This window comes from Brevibacterium sp. CSND-B09, from assembly GCF_052906525.1.
The window spans coordinates 2925404-2949860 of the sequence record NZ_JBREGI010000001.1 but is presented as its reverse complement, the minus strand read 5'-3'; the positions used below and the strand labels follow the sequence as shown (position 1 = coordinate 2949860).

Here is a 24457-nt window from a genome sequence, read left to right as displayed (position 1 = left end):
TGCCTTCTTCCTAGGACGTCGGGTCGAGTCGGCCGGCAGTGGCGGCCCGGTCTGACTTCGGGCGTCGGTTGTCGTCGGTGGACGCGTCATTGTTGAGGATGTGAGCGGCGAGGTAGTTCTCGAGCATGGTCAGTGCCTCGTCATCGGTGATGGGCATGTGCTCGGTGGTGCGGGCAACGCCGAGGCCGTCGATGAAAATCGACAGGGATTTCACCATCAGTGGGGTGTTGCCTTCCCGGATCGTTCCCATGCGCTGGCCGCCGTCGATGACGGTGGTGATCATGTCCATCCATTCGCCGTAGACGGCGGTGAGGTTCGCACGGGCGCTTTCGTCGGTGGCTGCACGGGCCCAGCATTGGAGCCAGATCGACCACACTCTCCGGATCTTCAGGTCGACTCCGGCATGGATGCGTGCGAAGTGGCGGAGCACGCCGATGGGGTCGGCGGAATCGTTGAGGTGGCGGGTCTCGGCGATGACGTCGAGGGAGTGGCGCAGGGCCGCCTGCAGCAGCTGGTCTTTCGTCCGGAAGTGGTAATTCACCGCCGAGGCGCTCACCCCGGCGACGTCCGCGACGTCTTCGGTTCGGACCTTGTCGATGCCGAGATCGGCATAGAGTCGCCAGGCGGCCGCGATGATCTTCAGCCGATTGCGGGTGCCCCTCGACATCCAGTCCTGCTCGGAGGTCGGCCCGAGAGCCGCTCCCCCACCGACCAGCTCCATGCGCACATCATCCGCGAGATCATCTGCGAAATCGTCGGCAGGTGATTCACTGAGAGCAGGAAGAACGTCGGCGACCATTGTTCGCCGAGGCGGCCGTGCCGTTCGCCCGGTCGTCAGCCAATCCGTGGTGACCCCGGTGAGTTCGGCGATGTGAGAGATCTCCTCGACTCGGAATCTTCGTGTTCCGGCGAGGGATTTCGACAGTTTGCTCGCGTCGAGTCCGATCTGTCGGGCGACTTCGCTGTGGTTGATTCCCGCGTCTCTGATGGCGATGCGGACACGACTGACCAGAGACGTCTCTGTGCTTTCAGCACCATTGCCTGTCGTGACCACCACTACAGTCTGCACACAAGTTGCGATTTTGGCAAGACTTACTGGGATTCGGGGTAGCCCGCTGCCGTCAGATCACTCTTCCAAACACCGAGACCTTCTGCCACTTGCCGACCATACGCCGCGCCTCCTATGGCTGAAGCAACTTCAGATGTAGCCTGTTTAGTTAGCAAGAGAACTTCTGAGATCCGCCCGGAGCCGCACTTGATTCCCGATACGTCCTCAACAACGTCCACAGACGACGAGCCCCAAGTCGACGTCAGCGTGGTGATACCTGTTTTCAATTGCGAGCGATACCTCGAGGAAACTGTCGGATCAGTGCGCGCACAGGATATCGGCGAAGGACGCTACGAGATCATCGCCGTTGATGACGGCTCAACCGATGGCTCGCTCGAGACTCTTCATCGCCTTGCAAACGGCGAATCGGATTTGCGAGTGTTTTCGATCCCGAACAGCGGATCCGCGGCAGCGCCCCGAAATCAAGGTGTGGACAAAGCACATGGGCGGTACATATTCTTCCTGGACGCCGACGACAAATTGGCTCCCGATACTTTGCGCAAAACCGTTACTACGGCAGACGAAACCGGCTCTGGGGTAGTCCTGTGCAAGATGGGAGAGTTCGGTGCCGGGAAACGAGCTGGCAATGTCCCCTCGGCTGCGTTCGGCGCGACCAAGTTCGCGGTCGATTTCGTCGAGTCACGAGCTTCGTCCACGCTGGGCGCATTGAAGCTCTTTCGGTCTTCAATCATCAAAGAGCACAACGTGCGTTTTCCTCTGGGATTTGTCGTTGGGGAGGACCAGGCCTTCACGATGCAGGCATACCTCCACAGCCCTCACGTGTCAATTCTCGCCGACAAGGTCTACTACTGGGCTCGCGGCCGAGGTGACGGAACCAATGTCACCAGCACTGGTCAGCCACCCCGCAAACACTTGAAACGAATACTGACGCTCATCAGGACGATCGTCGACAACACTGAACCCGGCGAACTGCGCGACAGGTTGCTGCGACGACCGATCATCGGATCATCGGGAGTTACCTCGGTGTTCGGAAAGAAGATGCTGCCCGCCCACGACCGCCTCGAACGTGAAGCGATGCTCAAAGAGTTTCGCGATCTCGTCACACCACTGTGGAATCCACCTATCCGCGACCACGGCTTACCCGTGTCTCAAATACTTGTAGACCTGGCGATTCGCAACGATCTCGACGAAATCGAAACCGTCAGTCAGCTTCTGCTTGAAAAGAAGCCCTTGCCACTGACTTTCGACAGCGATCGCAATCAATTTGTCTACGTCCCGGATACTGGTGCTTCAATCGGCGACCTGAGGATCAAACCTGAGGCGACTCTTGAAACAATCTCCTCAGTAGGTCGCTCGCTCAAAATCAGAGGAGAGATTGGCATACCCGGTGTAGAGGTTGCGTCGGACAGCGCTCAACTGATTTTTCGCCATCGGAAGCTCGGGACCAAAGTCGTTTTCAAGCTCGACGTCTCCCGAACCTACAGCCGCAGCTTTGGCGTTCGTGCACGGTTTACCTCAATAGTCGACTTGACGAAGTTCAACGACTCGGGTGTTTGGGAAGCAATCATCAAGGCCAGCTGGTCTTCAGTCGTGCTCCGTCAACCTTTCGGTGAATTGCGGTCGAACGCATTAGAGACCTGCCCAATTCTCGTAGGTGATCCTACGGAAGCGATTGCCTTCTTCACACGAAACGAGACACTCGCCGTTGACATCGGACCGACGGAAAATCACCTCGATCCTGTCACGAGCAGCGAAATTCAGATCATCGACAATTTCCAAGTCGGACGGTCCGCAGTCCTAGTTCTCAATGGACCTTGCGAGCACTTGGACTCCGCTTCCATACGCGCGAATGGCACAGCAAAAGAGAAGCCTGCCAAACTCTTCATTCATTCGACAACTCACGCGTCAATTGTGGCTTCTCGGTCACTGACGAAACGACAGGGTTGGGCGTTACGACTGACTGACAAGGAGGGAAACGTCGTCACCCTACCTTCGATTGGCGTCAGCCGTTAATCAGAACAGCGGTCGGTTGTGCAGCGGATGCTCTTGGACACTATTGACACCGCTCAATCAGAACGGACCCGCAGGTGACCTTATCGATTCAGTGCACGTTTGAGGCTAGACTTCAGCCGCCGGAGCCCGGAACGACTATTGTCACTCGCAGCCCCAATTTTCTCTGTCTTCGCAACATCCATGCTGATCCGCTGTTGGTAATACTCGTAGGAGCGTCGCAGCTTTCGTCGCATCTTCTCTTGGTACTGCTTCCGAGACGTTCCGGCGTAGGTCGGCATTTTCTCTCTCAATTTCAGAAAGTGAATAGGCATCAGCCTCGGAATCCGGGGCAATGATTCCTTTCATGCCAGTGAACAGTGTCCGGTAGACGGACATCAGCGTATCCGGGTCTTTCGCAACGCCTTCACTCATAGCAACGTCCAGCGTTCGCAGTACCTTTGCGGAATTCCAATCTGAATTCTCGAGCGCCCGTTCGGGGTAGCCCATAGACCGATAGAAGTCTGGCACTTTGAAATTCCAGTTCAGACCCACCGAAGGAATTCCAAGTGCAAATGATGTGATACTGGCATGCAGACGGTAAGCGATAACACCGTCGCACTTCTGCAGTTCCGCGATCAGCTCCTCAGGAGCGTTGAGCGTGACAGCTGCCTTCTTGTTCGGTACACCGTGGTAACGAACGAGTGAGTCGAGAAACATCTCGTCGGAGAAGTGGCCCGTGGTGAAGATCCTGTAGTCATCTCCGCGAGACTCCAGCTGACTGATGATGTCGAGCCAGAATCGACGCTGATCGGCTTCACTGAAATCGATGCCGTTGTCTTTGAAGATTCCAGCGCGGGTCACCACCAGGCCTATGCACCTGCCAGAGTCTGCCTGAGAATCTTCAACGGGCCGAGAATCGACGCCGAAAACCGAGTCCGCCAGAACCGCAGGGTCGGAAACGAGCGCAGTGGGAGTCTGGGTCCCCTCCACATATTTCTTCGCTGACTCCAGGTCATCCCGGGTCGTAAGCTGCCGGACTACGGGCAGACGGAGAGCCTGCTTCAGCTGCTGTGATCGGTCGTTGGTCTCCGAATACGGCTCCACACCGATGCTTGAGAAGAGCACCGGAACATCATATTCTGCCGCAAGCTCCAGGGTTCGAATCGTCCGTAGATAGAAGCTCTGATAGCGATAGTTGAATAGAGGAGCACCGCCGAACACGATCACGTCTGCGCGAGAAATGGCTCGTCTCGCGGGTTCCAGGAGCGACTCATCTCGAGTGCTCATGTACTTGCGGCTGATGATGCTCGCGGCTCGGCTCCGAATCGTCAGCGACTTTGGGTCGATACCCAGGTTGCTCCCGACCGTTTTCAGCAAGCTGATCACGGATGCTTCGATGATCTGATCACCGATATTGTCTGAATCGCGATTGGTCAGCAGCAGCACTTCAGTGTTGGGCATTGGAACGGACCTTTTCTCTTGGAGCGACAGGGCTCAGGAGTTCTGGGCTTTGAGCGCGAGTTTCTGATAATTCTCGTAGGTGCGACGGAACTTACGATTGACGCGCTCCCGGTAGCCCTTCGGACCGATTGCGACCTGCCGAGGAAGACCTTCCCAGAGGGCGTCGAACGCGAATGGCTCGACAGCAGATTCCGGAGCAACGACACTGCCTATTCCGTTGAAGAGTGTGTCATAGACCGATTTGAGGAACTCGTAGTCCTTGTGAACCCCTTCGGCCATTGCGGTTTCGAGCACAGGTACGACCTCATCGGCGGTCCAGCGTTCTGGTTCGATCGCTCTCTCGGGATAGTCGACGGACTCGTAGAAGTACGGAACCTTGAAGTTCCACGACAGACCGACCGATGGAATGCCCAACGCGAAGGAAGTAATGCTGGCGTGCAGCCTATACGCGATGACTCCATCACAAGCTCTCAGTTCCCGCAGCAACTCGTCGGGGGAGTTCACGGTTACCGCAGCGTGTGCGGCCGGAATGCCTTTGTCTTTGACGAGCGAGTCGAGGAAGACCTCGTCAGAGAAGTGGCCGGTGGTGAAGAGCTTATAGTCGTAACCGCGTTCCTCGAGCATCGCCATGGTGTCCAACCAGAACCGGCGTTGATCCGATTCCGAGAACTCGATCCCGTTGTCGGCAAAGATACCGGCGCGAGTGACCACGAGCCCGATCCGCTTCGGTTTCGTCTCCGCGACCGTGGACTCCGTCGGTTTCGAGCTGCTCAGGACTGGGGCAGATTCGGCTGCCGACGGCTTTGCAGATGCGGCCACACGACGGAGGATCCTCTTGAGTTTGCGTTTTGCTCGCACTGGTATCGACGGCACCGGTTTCGGCGCAGGAGCTGGCTCCTGCTTCTTCCGATACACGATATCGGCCAAGACTGCCGGGTCGGCCACATGTGCGACCGGGATATCAGTGCCTTCCACGTACTTTCGCAATGACTCGACGTCGTCTCGAGTGGTGATCTGCCGGACGACAGGGAGCGCCAAAGCTTCTTTGAGTGCGATGCACTTCTTGTTCGTCGGATCGAACGCCTCGACGCCAATACTCGAGAAGATGACGGGCACACCGTACTCCTGCGCTAGCTCAAGAGTCCTGATAGTGCGCAGATAGAAATTCTGATACTTGTAGTTGAACAGCGGAGCGCCGCCGAAGATGATCAGATCGGCAGCAGAGATGGCATCTCGCGCCGGTTTGAGCAGTTCCTCATCTCTGGTCTTCATATATTTCTTCGAGATGATGCCGGCAGCGCGACTGGAGATCACAAAATCGTCAGCGGTGAATCCAAGATTCTTCATCACCCCTTTGACAATCGAAATCACCGTGGCTTCGATGATCTGATCTCCGACATTGTCGGAATCACGATTCGTCAACAACAGGATTCGAGTTGGGCTCATTGTGGTTCAGGTCTCCTCATCACCGCGGCGAACTTCGCCATAATCGAGATTGTGGCATGAAATGCCATCCAAAGTTCGGACCGTGCGTCCGCATACTCATCTGCGGACGAGGGGACCATCCTCGAACGATCTGATTGTCCGGGAGACACCTTCAAATAATGACGTCTTAGCGTCCCATCCGAGCTTCTTGAGCCGACGCGAGTCCAAACCAAGTGAAGCCACTGGAGAGAAAGCACGGCCGTCCTCTGGATTGGCAAAGTCCAGTTCGAGTTTCATTTCAGGTCGAGCCCCCGCAAAGGCCTCGGCGAGCTCGCGGATGCTGATGTTCCCTGAGAGGTCGGCGACGTTGTAAACCTGCTCCTCGCCCAGCAGATGCGCAAAGAACAGCCCCTCAACTGCGTCAGCGACATAGGTATAGGTCCGCGTCGCAGCACCGGCACTCATCATCCGGACGTTGCGCCCACGGACGACATCTGCCAGGAAGTCAGCCTGTACCCGGCCGTCGTCGAGAGCCATCCCGGGGCCATAGATATGCCCGAAACGCAGGCTGAGTCCCCTGATACCAAACTCATCAGCATAGGCAGCCAGGGCGGTCTCGGCGATGCGTTTGCCTTCTGAGTAACTGGCGCGCGGCGCGAAATGCTGCAAGGTTCCCTCGTCGTCTTCGCTGATAAGGCCGCTGCCTTTGACCGCCCCGTAAACCTCTGACGAGGACAGGAGGACAAAGGACCTCCCACGTGCGTCGACAAGCGCGTCAAGGAGGTTGATCGTTCCGAGGGTATTCGCCTTAAGGGTCGTGACGGGGGACGACTTATGCAAGCTCGGCCGAGCCGGAGAAGCGCCGTGGAAGATCGTCGAGAACTTGCGTTCGAAACTCTTCGTGTCGATGACGTCGCCAGTCAGCAAGGTGAAATCTGAGCGCTCGAGCGCGGAGCCGAATCGCTTTACTGCCTTGTCCCAGTTGCGCACCATTCCCGTGACATGGAGTCCGAGGTCGTAGGCATCGTTCGCGGCCAGGAGTGAACCGACAATGTACATCGGGATCATGCCGGAGGCACCGGTAACGAGAATCTTCGAATTCCGATACTGTTCCCATGGCAGCCGAGCCGAGGCGATGCGTGCGACGTCCTCAGCGAATACCGGCGTGTCGAAGAGAACGACGTCCGTTGCTTCCGAAACAGATGCGACCGCTCCGTGCTCATTCGCCACCGAAGGCCTCCCTGTCTTCGATGAGAGTGAGGAATGTCCGGCAAACATAGTAGTCCGAGGCAGTGGTGATTTTGATGTTCGTCCGCGGACCTTCGACTCGGTGCACGTTATATCCGAAGCCGTTCATGAGCGTGCATGTGTCGATGGAATCGTTCTCGCCTTCAGCGACAGCACGGTCGTATCCGGCAAGGACGTCCTTGAGCGGGAATGTCTGCGGGGCCTGGGCGGTCCACAACGGGTCCCGAGGAATGACCTCTTTGATGCCGGCGCCTTCTTCGACGACGACTGTCTCTGTCATCTTCGTACAGGTGACTGCCGAACCGAATTCACGAGCACTCTCGATGTTCCGGGAGACGAGGTCGGCGTCGATTAAGGGCCGGACACCATCGTGGATGAGCACGATGCTGTCCGGGTCGTTGTGTTCGGCAACGACCTTGAGCGCATTGTGTCGCGATTCCTGGCCGGTCGACCCGCCGTCGACGATCCATTGCACCTTGTCCAGCTCGTAACGTTTGACCAGGCGTTCCAGGTGCTCGCGATATTGCGGAAGGATAGCGACTGCGATCGAGTCGATCTCCGGATGCTGCTGGAAGATGTCGAGCGTGTGCACGATCACCGGTCGGCCGTGGATCTCCAAGAACTGCTTCGGACGTGAGCTGTGCGCCATTCGAGCGCCGACGCCTCCTGCGAAGACTACTGCGATGTTTGCCATTGGTTCTCTTCGTCCTCTTCCTCGGTTTTGTAGCCGCTCTCGGAGTCGTTGTCTGTCGGCTCGTTCAGCTGGTCCTCTTGGCCGGGAGCACCCGGATCTTCCTCACCGACACGTTCGGTGATCTCTTGCTCTTCGCCTTCGGTGGGCACCTGCGGTTCCGAAGCGGGCTCGCTGAGGATGAGGGAGTCGATCACCCGGTCGGAATTGTGAGTGTCCACATAGTCGAAATTCTCTTTGACGAATTCCTTCGTCTCCTTGTTACTCAGTTCAGGCGCGCGGATGAGCTCGGCCAGTTCATCGAATGTAGTGGCGATCTGTCCGGGAGCAGCTTCGCGATAGTCTTTGTGCATGCCTCGGGTTGCCGAATACGTGTCAAGGTCGTAGGCGAAGAAGATCATCGGACGCTCAAGCAGCGAGTACTCGTAGATGACTGAGGAATAATCCGTAATGAGTACATCGGAGATCAGCATCAGGTCATTCGTATCGGGGTATGCGGCGACGTCGATCAACCGGTCGCTGAACTCCTCCGGAATGGGTGCTGGATCCGGCACGAAATGGTGCTGACGGAACAGAACGACCGTATCCTCGCCGCAAGAATTGTAAAGTTCGCGGAAATCGATCTTTTCGTAATCGTAGTGAGCATCGCCTGAACCACGGCCCCGGAATGTGGGAGCGAAGAGGATCTTTCGCTTGTCCTTTGCCGCCGGGAAATCAGTCTCGAAGTCGGCGAGGACTTCCTCGGCACGCCCCTCGCGCAGGAACCCGTCGATCCTCGGAAGTCCGGTTGCGATTACAGCCTCTCGCTCGATTCCAAACGCTTCGCTGTACACGTCGCGCAGATGCTGGGATCCGCAGATCGCGTAGGAATAGAGACGATGCGCGTTCTTCAGATTCGGCGATCCATATTGCCCGAATCGGCTGTACCCCACTGATTTGAATCCGCTGCCAGCGTGCCAAAGCTGGATGATCTTCTGCTCGTCTCGATTCCCCAGATCTTTGAGGATGGCGAAGTAGTCGTCGATGAGGATCGTGTTGGCTTTGCCCATTTCCCAAGCAAGGGCGAAAGCGCTCTGGCGGCTGCTAGTTCGCCCCGTACGGAACGAATAGCCGAACTTGAATTGAGAGTCGAGACCCCGTTCGAGCATACGATCGTGGACAGCTTTGAGGTTGCCCTGCATATTAGGACGGGCTTCGGACGCGAACAGGATATTGCTTCCGTCAGACGGCCGTTTGAAAGCAGAGATGGCGAATACGGTGCGCAGAGCCTTCCGCTTGGTCTTCGTCCACTTCTTTCGAGCTTTCGACTTCAGGCGTGCCACCGTGGACGAGGGCTTACCTCCGGAACGCCCGAAGGAGTAAGTGCGCATGAGAAGAAAAGGCGCCGCCTCGTCGTCGGAGATACCGAACGTCACGGTATAGGCAGAGAAGTTCTTGTTGTAGACGAATGCTCGCGAAGCATCCCCGAGTTCTTCAGCTCTCTCCAAGGGGTAGGCAGCAGGCAGATTCTCTTCCCCCCGTCGAGCCACGAGATAGTACGTTCCGTTGGGGACCTGAGCCCGACGATTGAATTGAGTTACGTTGATCGTGAGCTGAAAGCGTCCCTCTCCCAAGGGTTCTGAGCGAACGGGGAGCTCAACTTCGTATGGACGCGAGTTCGACGTGAGAAAAAATGAGTCAGGGGCATCACCGGAAACCCTGACGATAAATGTCAGAATCACACGTTCCCACGAGATTCTTTCAATTGTCAGCTCATCGACCACAGGTTCCCCTCACCAGCATGATTTTGAAATGCTGACGCGACTCGTTCATTCTCAGTTAACGTTGATAGCCTAGCAGTTTGCCTGTGGCAGTCGGTAACTTAACTACACGCCCGTGGGCCGCATCCGAGTCGATGACTTCGTGTTCTCATAGGCTGTCATGAAACGATAGTCTGGCCGAGTCGTCGGTTGCATCTAAGGCACTGAGCCGTTGCCGCTGCGCATTCACAACTGCGAGGAGTTCAAACAGTGGATAACCCGGTCCGATGGGTCGCACGCACCGCGGTGAGCTCTAGCGCGTGGAAACGCACCAGCAAATGGATCAGGGGCACTGAGAAGTGGAACCGACTCGAAGACGAGTACGACGGTAGCTACGTCAAGGCCGAGGTAGTGGTTTATTTCGGCGATCGGAGCTCGAAGTTCTATCAGCTTGAGCAGTGGATTCCTGTGCTCGAAGAACTCCATAAGAGTCACAGGGTCGTTTTGGTCATGCGCAAAGGCTCTGCGCTGCTTCGCACGCTCGAAACCACCAACCTCCCAGTGGTGTTCAAACGACGGTTCGACCCGTTGCACACCTTTTACCATGCCAACGACTTCAAGTTGGCGCTCTACGTCAACAACGGGATGACGAACTTCCAGTCGCTGGCCTTCGCCCCGATGGTGCACGTGCACGTCAACCACGGAGAGTCGGACAAGTTGAGCATGGTTTCGAACCAAGCCAAGTCATACGACAAAGTGTTCGTCGCTGGCGACGCCGCTATCGAACGGCACCGCAGAGCCCTCATCGATTTCGATGAGTCCGCCCTCGTCAAGGTCGGACGGCCACAGCTCGACATCGAGCGCCCGGTGGAGCTGGAACCCTCAAACGCGCGAACCATCATGTATGCGCCCACGTGGGAGGGTGAGAACGAATCCAACAACTACACGTCCGTCGATCTTTTCGGTCCGCAGATCGTCGAAGCGGCATTGCAGATTCCCAATGCCCGAGTGATCTACAAACCGCATCCCCGAGTTGAGACATCCAATGACCCGGCGATGACTGAAGCGAACGCTCGGATCCTTGAACTCCTCGAGGCGGCTAACGATTCGATCTCGGACGAGTCCATGCAACATCAGGTGCTCATGCAGGGCGATATTCTTGCTATGTTCGACGCGGTCGATCTGCTCGTCACCGATATCTCCAGTGTCGGGCTCGACTTTCTCTACCTGCACCCCGAGAAGCCGCTTGTATTGACGGATCGCCGCAATGACACCATTTCGCTCAACGCAGAAGCGCCGATCAGTCGCGCCACTCCGATCATCGACCGAACGACGGCCGACGGTTTGGAGCTGATGTTCCAAGCGATTCTGTCCGAGGATTCGGCTGCGGAGGCCCGTCTCGATCTTCGTCGTCACTACTTCGGCGAAGGCGGGAAGGGAACATCGACAGTCCTGTTCACCGACGCGGTGTCGAAACTGATCGCCGCTCGTACAGTCGACCTGGAGCACTTCCATTCCGATGACAGCATCAACGCCGAGTCCGAGGACGAATCCACCAGCGAATAGAAGGCGGCGGTAAGCAGCTCCACCTGGCGGCGGTTTCCCAGTTCAGGGTGGTTGTTCTTGCTACGTTGATTTCACAGGTCGTACCGAGAGGTTCCCGTACTTCGTGGAATACCATTCCCACTGCCCTGTCCGCATTGCACGGAATCCTTTAGGGAGTCGAATCCTCCGCTTCGACTCCCACAGGCTGCGGGGCATTCGGAGATAGACGTCAAAAGTCTCCCCCATCGCTTCAGAGAAACTTTCGAAGTCCACGTCGAATGACACCGCATGCCGCCTGCCCATCCGACCAGTGGACGTCAAAGAGCCTCCACACACGAAGAAGGTATTGACGTCGCGTGCAGACACGACCATCTCCACGTTTTCACTGACGTCTCGACGGAGATCAGCGAATTCGAGTTCGATCCGACAGACTTCAGACAAGCTCTCGCACGCCGCTCTTTTCACTGCGACAGGAGAGCCCGCTGATTGGATGAGATCATCATAGACCTGCGCCACCGGAAATTCCTCGATGACCGATTTCCAGCGACGGTACCCAGCTTCAGGCAGATAATGCTCGACTGTATCCATGGCAGAGCTGCGCATCACCGAAACGGTATCTGCGCTCAGAGAGAGAAATTTCTCAATCTGATCGGCCAGGGCCTCGACATCGCCCATCGGCGTGATGAAACCATTGTGCCCCTGCTCGATCAAGTCACGCGGCCCGTACGTGATGTCGTAGACAATCGGAATGCACCCGGCGCCCATCGACTCCATCATCGACAGCGGAAGCCCTTCACTCGTGCTCGTCAGCATGGAGAATGAAGCAGACTTCAACCTGTCGGGGACATCGTTGACGTAGCCGGGCAATTCCACTCGATCTCGAACATCTAGGGCATTGACGAGGCGTTCCAGCCGGTCTCGCTCCGGTCCCTCCCCCAAAATGGTCAAAGAGACGTCGACTCCGCGGTCACGCAGTTTCGCCACCGCCCGTATCGGATGGTCCACACGTTTGAGCTCGATGAGGTTGGCGATCATCACCGCCTTGTTGATCGGCCGTTCTTTCGGGGCCTCCGTCAGCACCGACCCTGCCGGCAGTTCACCGGTCAGAAGTTTGATGTTGTCGTCAGTGAAACCGATGGCGCGAACGGCATTCGCCTGCTGACGTGTCTGAACACCCACCACGTCGAAGCGGTCGAAGTTGCGCACAGTTTCAACTCTGCGAGGAAGCACCTGGCCATGGTCGCCATTCCACGGATGGCGAAGATGAGTTCCGTGGAGGAACAGAACGAGCGCGAAATTCCGATCCGAGATCTCGTGGATGAACTCGCTGACCTTCTTGTCATCGACGATGACGACAGCGGGCTCTTTGTTCACAACTGACTTGATCCAAGAGTTGTAGAAATCTCGTGGTCGTCGCCACTCTGTCATCGGCGTTCCGTCCAGCGAATGGAGGATGAACCTTCTGCCCAGTTTCGGATCCCGGATGTCCGCGACAAGAAGACTTCCGTCTTCCCTGTAATAGTGACGACGGGTGATCTTGCCGCTGCGCGCGTCACGGACCGCATCGTAGAAGGCGGTGATGTTCTCGATTTCACCGTCCACGTCCGGAATCGGACTCCGCGGTTGCTCGCCCGCGAGCTGCGAGAGTTCGTGGTCGGACCTGTTGCGCAGATCCTGCCAGATGTTCACCAGATCGACGTCATCGCGCATACGTCCCGACGAAATCAATCCATCTCGGATCTCATCTGTGTCCATTCGAGGACTGAACGTCAGGATGGTCTGCGACAAGGTCTTCCCGAAGCTCTGGAAGCTGCGAATGCGGCGAAGTGCCGCAGTCGTCATCCCACCCATGGATTCAGGGATCCACCACAAGACGTTGTAGACGTGCACTTCATCGGTTCCGAGCTTGTGGTCGGACGCATTCCGAACCCGAAGGTTGTCGTTGGCGTCATACGTCTGTCGAGGCATGAACTTCACAAGTGGTATCCTTCTCAGCTCTGGTCGTGCGTCGGTCTCAGCGGCATTGATCAACGTGAAAGTGCCATACGACCATAGTGGCGTGTCTGACGACGCCAGTTGACGAGCTTAGGGTTGTCCGAAGTCTCCCACTGTGCACGGACGTTCCACTCGTCGCCGATGTCAGAGTACCGCCCACAGATGATCATCTGCATTGCATCAACATAGCTCAGCTTGAGGTCATTCATCAGACCGATGATCTTGCTGACGAGATCTTCGCTGCGCAGCTGGCTGAGGTTGAGTACGGCAATCTGCGGGTCGAAGGGAACGAAATCTTCGGTGAGGCCGGCATGACTTGCGAAGACGAAGTTGAGTGCTCCGACATGATCGTCGCCGAATGAGCTTGCGATCCTCCTCATCAGAGTGAGACCGCTGGAGCGGTTCTTCCTCACATCATGTTTCGCGGCGATCAGTGCTGTCCCGAGGTCAGCCTTCGAGAGCTCCACGATGTCTGAGGAGAACTCGCCGGCTGCGGGAACAACTACGAGGCGTTCATGATTCGGGAACAGCACCGGAAGCAGAGCCTGTGCCAGGTCATTCTCGTTCGTGATGTCTGCATAGGACAAAGCGCCCAAGCTCTCGACGGCTCCCAGCGAGAGCTGTGCCTGGATCTCGGCGATGCCCTCCGCACTCGCTGCTCCTGACGGCAGCCAGATGCGGTACCGTCCTGAGGCATGGGCGTCGATGGACCTAATGGCCGTTGAGACCAGAGATTCTTCGCCCTTCTCGACGGTCATGAAGACGTCGGTGACCTGTGCTTCGGGAGTTACCTTGTCCACCTTGTTCACTGCCGCATCGATCGCAGTGCTGTCTTCGATGGGAAGCTCAGCTGTTGCCAGATACTCATCGGCGGCGGCCATGTCGTCCGAGGTGATCTCTGACCACTTCGAGTAGATCTCGTCTTCCGAAGCTCCAGTCGCGATGAGCGGGATCATTACGGACAGTTTGTCTAGGATCCCGTCCCGGATGGCGTCGAACTCGTTCTCGTCGATGCCGATCAGCCCACCGAAACGTGAATCCGATTTGTTCTTCGGTTCGAAATCGACTTCAGCACCCACCGACCGCGCGGGCAGGTTCGCATGTAGCCGCGAGGTGAGAACTCGCTTGTATTTGTAGGCGTAGTCGGCGACCCAGTTGCGAGCAAGTTCCAGGTTCTCGGGGAAGCTCTTGTCACGGATCGCAGTGACTGTCTGCTTTTTCTTCGGACCTTTTCCACCCTTGGTCCAATCGATTCGCAGCGTGCCGGACCGGCGGTCAGTCGGCGGAGCAGGAAACAGGGTATCGACCGTGGTGGTGAGGCAGCCGGAGAAGAATGCCGGTACACCGACGGCTCTGAGCACCGCGACCGACTGCCAGTCACGGCATCCCACCGGGCCGTACTTCTTCAAGTAGTCGATGGCGTCGGGGGTGAGCATCTCCGGGTACCGGACGAAGACTGAGAGCAGAATCGGCCGCAGGTTCGGGTGGAACGGGATGTTGAATGATTTTCCGAAGATGTCGTGCATGTACCAGCCGAAGGCGATGTACCAGGTGTCTTCCGGAATGTCCTGATAGACGTTGCCGTCCCTGTAGACCTCGACGAGATTAAGTTCAGCTTCAGGTCCAGCGTACTTTCGTTCCTCTTTGACTGATTTGCGGAACTTCTTGAAGAGCTCGGTCAACCCCTGGTCACCCGAGAAGCTGAGGTTTTCGTACCGCAGAAGATGACCGATCGACGCGATCGTTTGGATGTAGTCGCCGATGTTGCGGGAACGGATTCCCGGCTGGTCATAGCTGAGCACACCGAAGTTGCGCTTGCCGACTGTGGTCGGGAGAGGCTCGAGGTGCTTTCCGCCCGGAAGCCAATCGAGCATGCGGTTGAGCTCGTAGCGTACCGCCGAGTCCATCTGATCCGACGGCCTATCGAGACGTGCCTCGACGAGGGTGCGCACATGGTCGAAGGCTCCGATGCAGAATGCCGATTCAGCGGTGCGCAGCACTGCTTTGTCGCTCCAACGGTCGGTTTCGCCGGCTTGCTTCGAGTGGTCGAGAAGCGGCAGAGCCTCCTGCCCTAGTGTGTCGATCGCAGTAGGAAAGTATTCTTCGGCTGCGGAGACGATGATGTCGCGGTCGTCGATCTTCTCAAACTCGGCCCACGCCACTTCCGGGTCTGATGATCGCTGATGGGCCATTCCGAGGATCACTCTGCCTGCTTCCTCGGTCGACACGTGGCTGCGCAGATTCAGTCCGATGGACACAGCCTCCGCCAGGTAACCCTCTCCGACGATCACTCTCCCCGCGTCAACAACTGATTCCCCGAGAGCTTCACCCTGTGCCAGTGCTTCCGAAAGGGTCGCATGAGCCTTGACGCGAGCCAATTGGCGCGATTTTGCGTCGACCTCTCGAGTTGACGGCGCAACGGTCCAACCGTTCGTGTCGTCCGCCGTCTTGCCTTTGAGCCCTGAGGCCAGCGTCCGATACGCGCGAGCGGTGTCCGTCGCAATCTTCTTCGCAGAACCGCCAGACTTCCCCGCTCCAGCTCCCCCGGCGGCACGTTCACGCACGTATTTCGTTCCCGAGGCCCGCTCGACCACGGGCAGGGCGCGACGGGCGATTCCGTGGACGACTGGCTTCACCAGTTCGCGTCCCTTGCTGAAGTATCGGTCGGCAGCGTTTCGTCCAGTGGTCACTCGTTCAGTCCTTTGCAGAGGTTTCGGTGATCGGTCGTTCGTAGCAGTCGGTGGTCAAGAGCAATCAGGCACACGGTATACGACTTGACTGTCAGTTCGTTGAACCGCAGCGGTCTCAATCGAAGGTGCCGAGGCCCGTCTTGCGGAGGCTAGCGTCGAATTGCGGGGCAAGGGTCTGCGCATAGGTCGCGGTGATATGGGCGGTGTCGAAATAGGTGATGACGCCGCCGATGACAGGCTCGCAGCGCCCCTCGGGGCAGAACCAGTCTTGGGGGTAGATGACCGACATCTTCTTCGAATCTATGGTCTTCGCGGAGGCTGCGAGCGGATCCATCCAGTGCCATGATTCCGGAGTTCCGGAGCACTCTTCGAGGTCGTCTTCATGCTTGGCAACGCAATCCGGCACGGTGACACCTGCCCCGCCTGGGTATGGGGTATCCCGAATGACCACAACATCCAAATCAGCATCGACCCAACGCTGCAGGATCTCACGATGCCCTTCAGGCGCCTTCTTCTCTGTTTCTTCCCAGTCCATACCTTCCAGCGGCGTGGACTGCCGCTCGGAAGTGATCACTGCGTCGAATCCTCCTTCGGTCGTTCTCTTCGAGACCCAATCGGCGTAGTCCTGACACCCCTTGGTTTCGTCCGGCGTCGAAAGGTCCTGAGGCAGGGTAGAGATGCTGCAGTTCGAGGCGAGGAAAGTGGTGATCGTCAGATCTTGTTCATCTGCCAAGCGCTCGAGTGTCGGCAGCCAATGACCGGCATGTGAATTTCCAACCAGCGCGACATGTTTCGACCCGTCTCCATAGGTGCATTCCGGTTTGCTTGCGTATGGGGCACTGGCCCAACAGCCATCAGCGTAGGCTTTTGACTTGTCCTTCTTCGCCGCAGCGGGCTCCATCTGCAGCGAGTCCTTGTCTTCGCAGTTGGAATTGTCCTTGGCACTGGGGAGGAGAATCCCGGCGCCGAGGCAGGAGTCGGGATCGTCCAACTGGGCCTGCAGTTTGTCTTCGTTCTGCTCGACGATGGTGTTGGCGATGACCATCTGGCTGAGCCCCAGGGCAGCGACAAGAGCCATAGCAAGTCCCGCGAATGCGAAAGTCTTCTTCGAATTGCTGAAGAACGACGACTTGCGGAATCGGTTCTCGACCCAGGTTGTCGAAGCCCAGGCCGCGATGATCGAGACCAAGATGATGGCGATATTGTCCAGGACGCCGAGACTCTCCGAACGTCCGAGCTTGGCCGAGAGGTACGGCACGAGGACGATGAGGGGCCAATGCCAGAGGTAGACGGAATACGAAATGTCACCGAGAAAGCGCACCGGACGCAGCGACAACAGTGGAAGCACAGACGCCCTGCCCCGGGAGTCGGCGAGGATGACGAGTGCAGTCGACACCACAGGGACCAGCGCGATGTAGCCGGGGAACGGCATGTCTGCGCGGACGAGGAAAGTGGCAGCCACAATACCGGCGAGACCGCTCCACCCGAGCACTGAACTGAATGGAAGCCGCTCTGGTCGAACATAGAGCACGAAGACGGCGACGAGGCCGCCGGTGGCCAGTTCCCACATCCGGGTCGGGGTGATGAAATAGGCCATTGCAGGTTCGTTGGCGGTGTACCAGATAGAAAAGACAAACGAGGCAAGGAAGATCCCGAGGACGGTGAATCCGACGAACTTCTTGGACCTTCCGAGTTTCGTCCCTACGAGGAAAGCCAAGCCGATGATCATCGGCCAGACGAAATAGAATTGCTCTTCGACCGACAGCGACCAGAAATGCTGAACGGGCGACGGGGCGTTGTCCGCAGCCAGGTAGTCAACGCTGGAAATGGCGAAATCCCAATTCACGACGTAGAGCCCTGCGGAAAGAATCTGGCGCCCGGTATCAGCCCAAATCGATTGTGGAGCAACGAGGAAAGTTGCGATACCGACGAGGAACAGGACGAGCAGGGACGCCGGCAGCAATCGACGAACCCGTCGTGCCCAGAACTTTGCCACGTCCCCCCAGCTCTGTGGCGGGGACTTGATGAGGTGGCTGGTGATCAGGAAGCCGGAGATGACGAAGAAAACGTCGACACCGACGAACCCGCCGACGAACCGATCGGGCCACAGGTGATAGAGCAGAACGATTCCCACTGCCAGGGCTCGCAGCCCCTGGATATCGGAACGGAATCCCGAGGATTCGGGCACGCTCGACCTCTGTGGGGAGTTTTCAGCGACGGGGGCTGTCGACTGCATCAATCGGCTCCACTCAGTTTCTCAGCCGGTTGGTTCGGACCCGACTGCGGTCCCTGTCATTACTCGCTTCTTTGGTACGCGGCAGACAGCATGCTCCCCGGAGACTCCTCCAGTTTGATTGCTGCTGTATCGACGCGCACCTCTCCGCCATAGCGGCGTGAGGTCACACGATGGGCGGCCGGCCGTGCCGGGACATTCGAAGTACACCTCTTCTTGACAGCTTCTGCCGGTCTTCGTCCTGACCCCACGGGTCGAGACGCCATCCGGCACGCCATCCTTCCATCCACGCTTTGAGTTGGTGTGGCTTGTTGGCCCACTTGATGAACTGCATCAATGTCCATGAACCCACATAGGCCCAGCTGAACGGCCACGGCAGATTACGCCGCGCCAGCCAAACTCGGTTTCTCGCATTCATGTAGAAGTATTCGTCGTGGCGCCTAGGGTCGATCACCGGGTGGGCGACGGCGAGGTCACCCATATACCAGACGATGTAGCCGGCGTCCCAGACCCTCCACGCGAGTTCGATTCCCTCGTGCGCGTACCAGAATGGCGCAGGCCATCCTCCGCACTCGTCGAAGGCTCGACGCTGCATGCAGACTGCGCCTTCCCACACCGAGAACACATTCGATGAATGGTCGGCGCTTCCCTTCTTCAGCCTGGGAATCCACCGTTTCGGTGCATCTGGCCCACCGGGCTCCTCAACCCTCGGCTGGATCAGTCCGATCTGCGGTTTAGTCCGCATCAGTTGTGCCATGCGCATCAGCGACGTGTCGTCCGGCAGCCATGCGTCATCGTCAAGGAAGAACAGGAACTCGCCGTCGACGTGAGGGACTCCGGCATTGCGGCCGGCAGGGATTCCGAGGTTCTCTGGCAATCCCAGCTTCTTGACCTGGTCCGGTATGCCTTCCGGCTCCCAGCCGTTTCCTACGCAGACGATGTCGAGATCGACGCCCTTCTGCGCCAGCAGCGACTCGAATCCACGGTTGAGGTCGTCCAGCCGCTTGCCTTGGCTGAGAACGACAACGCCGAACGTGTAACGTCGATTGTCTTCGAAGCGCTGGGAGAGGATCCTCGATGACTCGCTCATGACAGCCTCCTTGATGCCATGATCGACATGAAATGGCCGATGACGGAGAGCAGGCACAGCGGAGCCATGATGAGGACGAGCCATCGTTCGCCGAATAGAGGCTCAGCTCCTGCCGATACTGCTATCGCGGTGACGATACTCGCCGCCAGTGCCATCAATGACATCTCTACCGAGTGGAATATGCGGTGGAAAGGCACGAACCGAGCGATTCGTTTGAGAGTGGCAACAACTCCGGGGTTCAGCGCTGTGGCTTCCTTCGAATCCGCGAGCTTATCGAGTCCGTTGAATGCACGAGAGACGTGAACCATGTCGTTGAGGGCTTTGTTGAGAAGCACCAGTCCCGCCAGAACCGTTCCGGCAAGCAGGAGCGGGTAGGAACCGGCGGGGTCGTCGATGAGATTGTTCCACTCCCCCACCGCTCGGATTCCGAGCGCAACCGCCACCAGGCCTTCGGTCGTATAGTGGCCGACCTTGTCCAGAAACACACCTTTGGCGCCGCTGGTTCCGCGCCATCGGGCGACCTCACCGTCACAGCAGTCAATGTACATCTGAACTTGGGAGAAGAAGACAGCAAGGACCGCTCCCCAGATACCCGGAATCAGAAGGCTGAAGGCGATGCACCAGCCGGCCAAGATCATCAGGCCGGTGACGCCATTTGCGCTGATCCTTGTGCGCACGAGCAGCATCGTGAAGTAGATCGAGATATGGCGGAGGTAGAGCTGCGCCGACCAGTGCTCCGCGTTCTTGCGACTGCGGACCTCTATCGGCTGTGCTTTCGCCCGAAGCTCCGACAGTGTCGGATGTTTCGCCGACGACTTTTCGGGCACGTCCGTTCCTCTCAGATCCATCGATGATGTCCAGCAACGATAGCGCGAAGTTCGCGCCGTTACAGTCAGGACTTGCCCAGCTCGCTCTTGATTCGCGTGGTCGAGATCTCGGGAGTGCGTTCCAGATAGACAACTTCGCACTTGTCCTTGAGGAAGTCGAACTTACCTTCCCAATCGTCACCCATGACAAAGGTGTCGATGTGATACTTCTCCACGTCGGTCGACTTCTGCTCCCAATTGTCTTCAGGAATGACGAGATCGACATAGCGAATGGCTTCGAGCATATGCTTGCGCTCTTCGTAGGAGAAGTACGACTTCTTGCCCTTGCCAGCGTTGAACTCGTCGCTCGACAAGGCAACGACCAGGTAATCGCCCTGCTCTTTGCATCGCTGGAGCAGTCGAATGTGCCCATAATGGAGCAGGTCGAAAGTTCCGTACGTGATGACTCGTTTCATTGCTGATTCCGTCCAGAGGTCAAAGCTCACCTCGTGAGCCGCAGAATTAGTTCCGCGTTAGTTTATCATTCTGTTACTTCAAGTTAAGAAAATGTCACACGGCTCACTCAGCGTGCTTCAGGCGACGTTCTTCCGACCGGTTTCTGATCACTCGCTCGCTCGACCGGATGAACCGTTCTGTCTGCTCGCCTGCCGCAGTGTCGCCCAAATACAATTGGGCCAATTCAGCGGCCAGGCCGCTACTGGCTACAGCGGCATCTATGAGGTCGACGACGTCGTCACTGGTTTTTGGATCGACTGCTGGGCATCGATCGAGCAGACCGCCCTCGAGCACTTCTGCGTCTGGCTCATGAGGCTTGACCATCACCAAGGGCTTTCCGGACGCGAGCCAGTCGAAAGCCACCGAAGTCATCTCGACAACGGCCACGTCGGCTTCATCCAACTGCCACGACACATCTGGGCTCTCGTCGAGGAAGCCTCGAGGATCGGACTCGACTATCTCCGCCACATCTTCTACAGCTTTTTCGAACTCGTGGCGCATCACTCCGGTGCGAGGATGCGGTCGGAAGATCACTCGGTGACCGGCTTCCAGAAGCGAATTGACGATCTCCACTCCGTTATAGGCGATGGTTCCATACGCCATCGACGGAGAGTCTCCTTCCCACGTCGGCGCGTAGAACACGGCTTTGCCATCTGGATTCTTCGCCACGAACTCTTTCCACTCGGGAGGGACTGATCGCGGTCGATCCAATTGGGGCCGTCCGACGTCGAACATCCGCTCATCACCCATGCCGTAGAGCGTCTGTGCGATCCGCTCTCTGGCGGCTTGGCCGGCGGTGAAGACGTAGTCGTAACCTTTGAGCTGGTTGGAGATCATCGAGATCTTCTCGCTCTCGCCGTGGCTGAGGTGTACGTGAGCCGGCTCAGGGTAACGCAGGGCCTGAAAATTGCTCGTTCCCTGATTGACATAGAACACCGCACGCAGAGTCGACGACTGCATGAACTCGTCCAGTCCCTTTGTCAGACGCGAGAAGCGGACGGGAAAAGAGGTGACACCTTTCAGGTGTTTGGCGACGAGCGAATTTCGGACGATGATGCCGAACGGACGATCACTGTAGCCGAGTTCCTGCAGACGGGATTCGAGCTGTTCGAAGGGCCACAGCCACTGCTCGAGCTGATAGACCGAACTGAGATCCCCAGCGAAGTACGCGGCCACGACGAATTCGTCGTCGTCCTGGGGGTTGAAATCGTCGGATAGCCGTGATTCACGGACGCGTTCACGCAATCGCTGCGCCGCGAGCTTGGCCACTGACTGCGCAAAAGAGGCACCACGGACTGCGGTATGCGGCAGTTCTGCCGGTAGGAAGGTCATGGAGACTATTGTGCATGCCTATCTGTGTTCGACCTGAACTCAGCCTCCGTTCCTGGTGAACCATTGTGCGAACTTCAATCGACTCATCCAGCACCAATCGGCTAGTTTTGGGTGAGATTCTGCGAAAGGGAGCACATGCCGCCTGAAAGCCGTCAACGGTTCGATCGTCCGTCATTGCGAAAACGAGCGACTCCCGGCTCCGAAGAGTCCATACCTCGGGCTACGGCACTATTCAGCCGCAGGATCGTCAGCAGCGAACCTCGAGACCTGCACACCGCACATACATTTCACGATGTCCTGACCGCGTCTACTGCCGATAGCTCTGAATCGAACGTGACAGAGTCGACCACTCAAGTGATCATTCCTTGGTCGACTCCCGAACTCCTCGCAGAACTTGCTTCAGCCTGGGACCTGCATCCGGTCCTCGTCGACGATCTCTTTCACGCTGACCAGCGGGCCAAAGTCGAGCGATACGGTGATGTGCTCTTCGTCGTACTCAAGTCTGCGGTCTACATCGATGCCAAAGAAGAGGTGGAGTTCAACGAATTCCATCTTCTTATGAAGGGCGATGCGCTCGTCATCATCTGCCAAGGGGACCGCTTCATCGATGGCACCCCGATTCCGTCGGACACAGGTGGAATCCAGGAGTACTTCGCCAACGAGAAGCGCAGCTGGACGAAAGACCGCGAACTGCTCGCGCTCGGACCAGAAGCACTCATCTACCGCCTGCTCGACACCGCGGTCGATGGGTACTTCCCTGTTCTCGACGGATTGCAAGACGACAAAGACGGGATCGAGAGACAGGTCTTCAGCGGAGACACTGCCGCGGCCGAACGCATCTATCTCCTCAGCCAGGAGGTGATCGATGTCCTTCACAACTCCACCCACCTCAATCGGCTGACGCAGGCGCTGGGGAACGGGGCAGCCAAGTATGCGATTCCCGACGACCTTCGCGCCTACCTCAATGATGTCACCGACCACCTCACGCGAGTTCTCGCCGAAGCGGGCGAACTGAGAGAAGCCCTGTCGCAGATCCTCAACGTCAATTCCACCCTCGTCGCGCAGCGGCAGAACGAGGACATGAAGAAGATCTCCGGCTGGGCAGCGATCCTCTTCGCCCCCACCCTCGTCGGAGCGATCTATGGCATGAACTTCGACGATATGCCCGAACTCCATTGGGCGTTCGGATATCCGATGGCCCTGGGACTCATGTTCGGATTGGGCGTCGTCCTCTATATCGTCTTCCGAGTCAAGAAGTGGATGTGACCGGCCGGGCCGCCGACGTCGCTTTTGCAACCGTATCTTCGTCAGTTCCGAAGACCACGTCGACGAACTCTTTCATGACCGTTCGGTTGTAGTCGTCCCCGTCGAATGCACGAGCGCGGATCTGCCCGTCGAGGAACTTCCTCAACCCCTCGGCGAGTGCGTCCTCGTCCGTGTCGACGATGAGTCCTCCGCTGTCCTCCATAGCACTCTCGACGGAACCGAATCGGGTCGTCACAATCGGCAACCCCAGCACTCTGGCTTCAAGGATGACAATCGGCTGACCTTCATAGTCACTCGACATCACAAAGCAGTCGCAGGCGGACATCACTGAATACGGGTTTCGCAGTCGACCAGTGAACTGCACCTGACCGGCGATACCCAAGGAAACGGACAGCTGCTTCAACTCGTTCTGCAACGGGCCCTCGCCGATGATCACCAGCTTCGCGTCGGGCTCGTCCACGGCGATCTGCGCAAATGCTCTGATCAGTCTTGCGTGGTTCTTCTCTGGCGAAAGTCTGCCCACGGTGACGAAGGTAGACCCGCCGTTGTCGCCCACAAAACTCGAGAGACTGCGCTGTCTGGAAGCCTCAGTGATGATCTCGTCATATGAATAGAGCTGCCCGAGCGCTTTGACTGCGTCGCCCAGATTCTGAAGTGAAGTGTCTCCTCCGGCGTCGTTGCTCGCCATAGATCCACCAGTGCCGGAACGAATTCGGTCAACGTTGATGGTGTTGCGAGCGCTGGTGAACTTCTGACCGCGGACGTACCTGCCAAGACTCTCCCGGTTGATCCCGTCCAAGTCAGGCGAGACAGAGACCAGTGCGTCGAAATCTCGATAGAGCTTGAAAACTCCAGTCAGGTTCCGAAAGTGAGGTCGCACGCCGTTGACTTCACGCTCGGCGTCGGCGACCAGATCGTTGTGTAGCCAAATCACTTTCCGCGGCGCAGTCGCATGTGCGACTATTCGGGTCCAGTACGAGGAGTAACCGCTGAAATCGACAGCTGCGTCAAATTGAGCATGCCCGAAGATCCGTCGCCATTCCCAGTCCCAGATGGTTTCAGCATCGTCGGTCTCGGGAAGCTCTTCGAAACTCGAATTCTCCAAGTCGTTCATGCTGCCCAACAAAGGCAATTGAAGAATGCTTCCGTCCCTGATCACTTGTCGTACGTGCCCAGGAATCATTGCAGCGTTCTCTTTCCGGTCGCGTTGCCCGGAACGATAGAAGAATGCCGTGACGTCGTATTCATCGCTGTCGATGCTGTGAAGCAGGTTCAGGGCGGAGGAGGTGATCCCATTGGTGATCATTCCTCCGAGGTAGATGACCAGCTTCTTACGGCCGTCGCTGAATCCGCGTCTGA

General features: G+C 57.6%; 17 protein-coding genes. 3 read left to right on the top strand and 14 right to left on the bottom strand.

Features of this window, described 5'->3' with window-relative positions:
* Positions 1-10: 10 nt before the first annotated feature.
* Entirely contained in the window at positions 11-1054 is a 1044-nt protein-coding gene (locus tag ACU4IU_RS13205; RefSeq protein ID WP_446656979.1) for a TetR family transcriptional regulator, read from the bottom strand.
* A gap of 129 nt (positions 1055-1183) precedes the next feature.
* On the opposite strand from ACU4IU_RS13205, the gene ACU4IU_RS13200 reads away from it, so the two are divergent.
* Positions 1184-3082, top strand: a complete 1899-nt coding sequence (locus ACU4IU_RS13200; RefSeq protein WP_446656978.1) for a glycosyltransferase family 2 protein — start codon at positions 1184-1186, stop codon at positions 3080-3082.
* A 141-nt stretch (positions 3083-3223) separates the two neighbouring features.
* On the opposite strand, the gene ACU4IU_RS13195 is transcribed toward ACU4IU_RS13200, so the two are convergent.
* The 5 genes from ACU4IU_RS13195 to ACU4IU_RS13175 form a co-directional block, all read right to left on the bottom strand.
* Positions 3224-4522, bottom strand: a complete 1299-nt coding sequence (locus tag ACU4IU_RS13195; RefSeq protein WP_446656977.1) for a polysaccharide pyruvyl transferase family protein — start codon at positions 4520-4522, stop codon at positions 3224-3226.
* Between the two features lie 33 nt (positions 4523-4555).
* Positions 4556-5944 (bottom strand): polysaccharide pyruvyl transferase family protein, encoded by a 1389-nt coding sequence (locus ACU4IU_RS13190; protein ID WP_446656976.1) that lies wholly within the window; start codon positions 5942-5944, stop codon positions 4556-4558.
* Between the two features lie 120 nt (positions 5945-6064).
* Positions 6065-7177: an NAD-dependent epimerase/dehydratase family protein gene (locus tag ACU4IU_RS13185; protein WP_446656975.1), complete on the bottom strand. Its 1113-nt coding sequence runs from the start codon at positions 7175-7177 to the stop codon at positions 6065-6067.
* Positions 7167-7889: an IspD/TarI family cytidylyltransferase gene (locus tag ACU4IU_RS13180; RefSeq protein ID WP_172170624.1), complete on the bottom strand. Its 723-nt coding sequence runs from the start codon at positions 7887-7889 to the stop codon at positions 7167-7169. Before ACU4IU_RS13180 ends, ACU4IU_RS13185 begins: the two co-directional genes overlap by 11 nt.
* On the bottom strand, positions 7871-9649 hold the full coding sequence (locus ACU4IU_RS13175; protein ID WP_446656974.1) for a CDP-glycerol glycerophosphotransferase family protein: 1779 nt from the start codon (positions 9647-9649) through the stop codon (positions 7871-7873). Before ACU4IU_RS13175 ends, ACU4IU_RS13180 begins: the two co-directional genes overlap by 19 nt.
* A 444-nt stretch (positions 9650-10093) precedes the next feature.
* On the opposite strand from ACU4IU_RS13175, the gene ACU4IU_RS13170 reads away from it, so the two are divergent.
* Positions 10094-11191 (top strand): CDP-glycerol glycerophosphotransferase family protein, encoded by a 1098-nt coding sequence (locus ACU4IU_RS13170; protein ID WP_446656973.1) that lies wholly within the window; start codon positions 10094-10096, stop codon positions 11189-11191.
* Positions 11192-11251: 60 nt separating this feature from the next.
* Here the strand turns inward: ACU4IU_RS13170 and ACU4IU_RS13165 are convergent, their stop codons facing one another.
* The 7 genes from ACU4IU_RS13165 to ACU4IU_RS13135 form a co-directional block, all read right to left on the bottom strand.
* On the bottom strand, positions 11252-13138 hold the full coding sequence (locus ACU4IU_RS13165) for a glycosyltransferase (RefSeq protein WP_446657601.1): 1887 nt from the start codon (positions 13136-13138) through the stop codon (positions 11252-11254).
* A gap of 59 nt (positions 13139-13197) precedes the next feature.
* The gene (locus tag ACU4IU_RS13160) at positions 13198-15855 is read right to left on the bottom strand and encodes a hypothetical protein (protein ID WP_446656972.1); all 2658 of its coding nucleotides are present in this window, start codon (positions 15853-15855) and stop codon (positions 13198-13200) included.
* A 115-nt stretch (positions 15856-15970) separates the two neighbouring features.
* Positions 15971-18043: an acyltransferase family protein gene (locus ACU4IU_RS13155; protein WP_446656971.1), complete on the bottom strand. Its 2073-nt coding sequence runs from the start codon at positions 18041-18043 to the stop codon at positions 15971-15973.
* A gap of 211 nt (positions 18044-18254) precedes the next feature.
* Positions 18255-19178 (bottom strand): glycosyltransferase family 2 protein, encoded by a 924-nt coding sequence (locus ACU4IU_RS13150; protein ID WP_039206953.1) that lies wholly within the window; start codon positions 19176-19178, stop codon positions 18255-18257.
* Positions 19175-20005: a CDP-alcohol phosphatidyltransferase family protein gene (locus ACU4IU_RS13145; protein ID WP_139908806.1), complete on the bottom strand. Its 831-nt coding sequence runs from the start codon at positions 20003-20005 to the stop codon at positions 19175-19177. Before ACU4IU_RS13145 ends, ACU4IU_RS13150 begins: the two co-directional genes overlap by 4 nt.
* Positions 20006-20070: 65 nt before the next feature.
* Positions 20071-20460 carry a glycerol-3-phosphate cytidylyltransferase gene (gene tagD / locus ACU4IU_RS13140; protein WP_101639558.1) on the bottom strand — a complete coding sequence of 130 codons (390 nt, stop codon included), beginning with the start codon at positions 20458-20460 and terminating at the stop codon, positions 20071-20073.
* 103 nt (positions 20461-20563) lie between these two features.
* Positions 20564-21769 carry a CDP-glycerol glycerophosphotransferase family protein gene (locus ACU4IU_RS13135; protein ID WP_446656970.1) on the bottom strand — a complete coding sequence of 402 codons (1206 nt, stop codon included), beginning with the start codon at positions 21767-21769 and terminating at the stop codon, positions 20564-20566.
* A 396-nt stretch (positions 21770-22165) separates the two neighbouring features.
* Here ACU4IU_RS13135 and ACU4IU_RS13130 point away from each other — a divergent pair, with 396 nt between their 5' ends.
* Entirely contained in the window at positions 22166-23098 is a 933-nt protein-coding gene (locus tag ACU4IU_RS13130; protein WP_446656969.1) for a magnesium and cobalt transport protein CorA, read from the top strand.
* On the opposite strand, the gene ACU4IU_RS13125 is transcribed toward ACU4IU_RS13130, so the two are convergent.
* Positions 23082-23786: a glycosyltransferase gene (locus ACU4IU_RS13125; RefSeq protein WP_446657600.1), complete on the bottom strand. Its 705-nt coding sequence runs from the start codon at positions 23784-23786 to the stop codon at positions 23082-23084. The two genes, ACU4IU_RS13130 and ACU4IU_RS13125, sit on opposite strands and share 17 nt — an antisense overlap.
* Between the last annotated feature and the right edge of the window lie 671 nt (positions 23787-24457).

Bases quoted from the DNA above. Each gene is read 5' to 3' on its own strand.
- ACU4IU_RS13200 (WP_446656978.1), top strand. From the start codon at position 1,184: ATGGCTGAAGCAACTTCAGATGTAGCCTGTTTAGTTAGCAAGAGAACT.
- ACU4IU_RS13195 (WP_446656977.1), bottom strand. From the start codon at position 4,522: ATGCCCAACACTGAAGTGCTGCTGCTGACCAATCGCGATTCAGACAAT.
- ACU4IU_RS13180 (WP_172170624.1), bottom strand. From the start codon at position 7,889: ATGGCAAACATCGCAGTAGTCTTCGCAGGAGGCGTCGGCGCTCGAATG.
- ACU4IU_RS13165 (WP_446657601.1), bottom strand. From the start codon at position 13,138: ATGCCTCGACAGACGTATGACGCCAACGACAACCTTCGGGTTCGGAAT.
- ACU4IU_RS13150 (WP_039206953.1), bottom strand. From the start codon at position 19,178: ATGAGCGAGTCATCGAGGATCCTCTCCCAGCGCTTCGAAGACAATCGA.
- tagD (WP_101639558.1), bottom strand. From the start codon at position 20,460: ATGAAACGAGTCATCACGTACGGAACTTTCGACCTGCTCCATTATGGG.
- ACU4IU_RS13125 (WP_446657600.1), bottom strand. From the start codon at position 23,786: ATGGCGAGCAACGACGCCGGAGGAGACACTTCACTTCAGAATCTGGGC.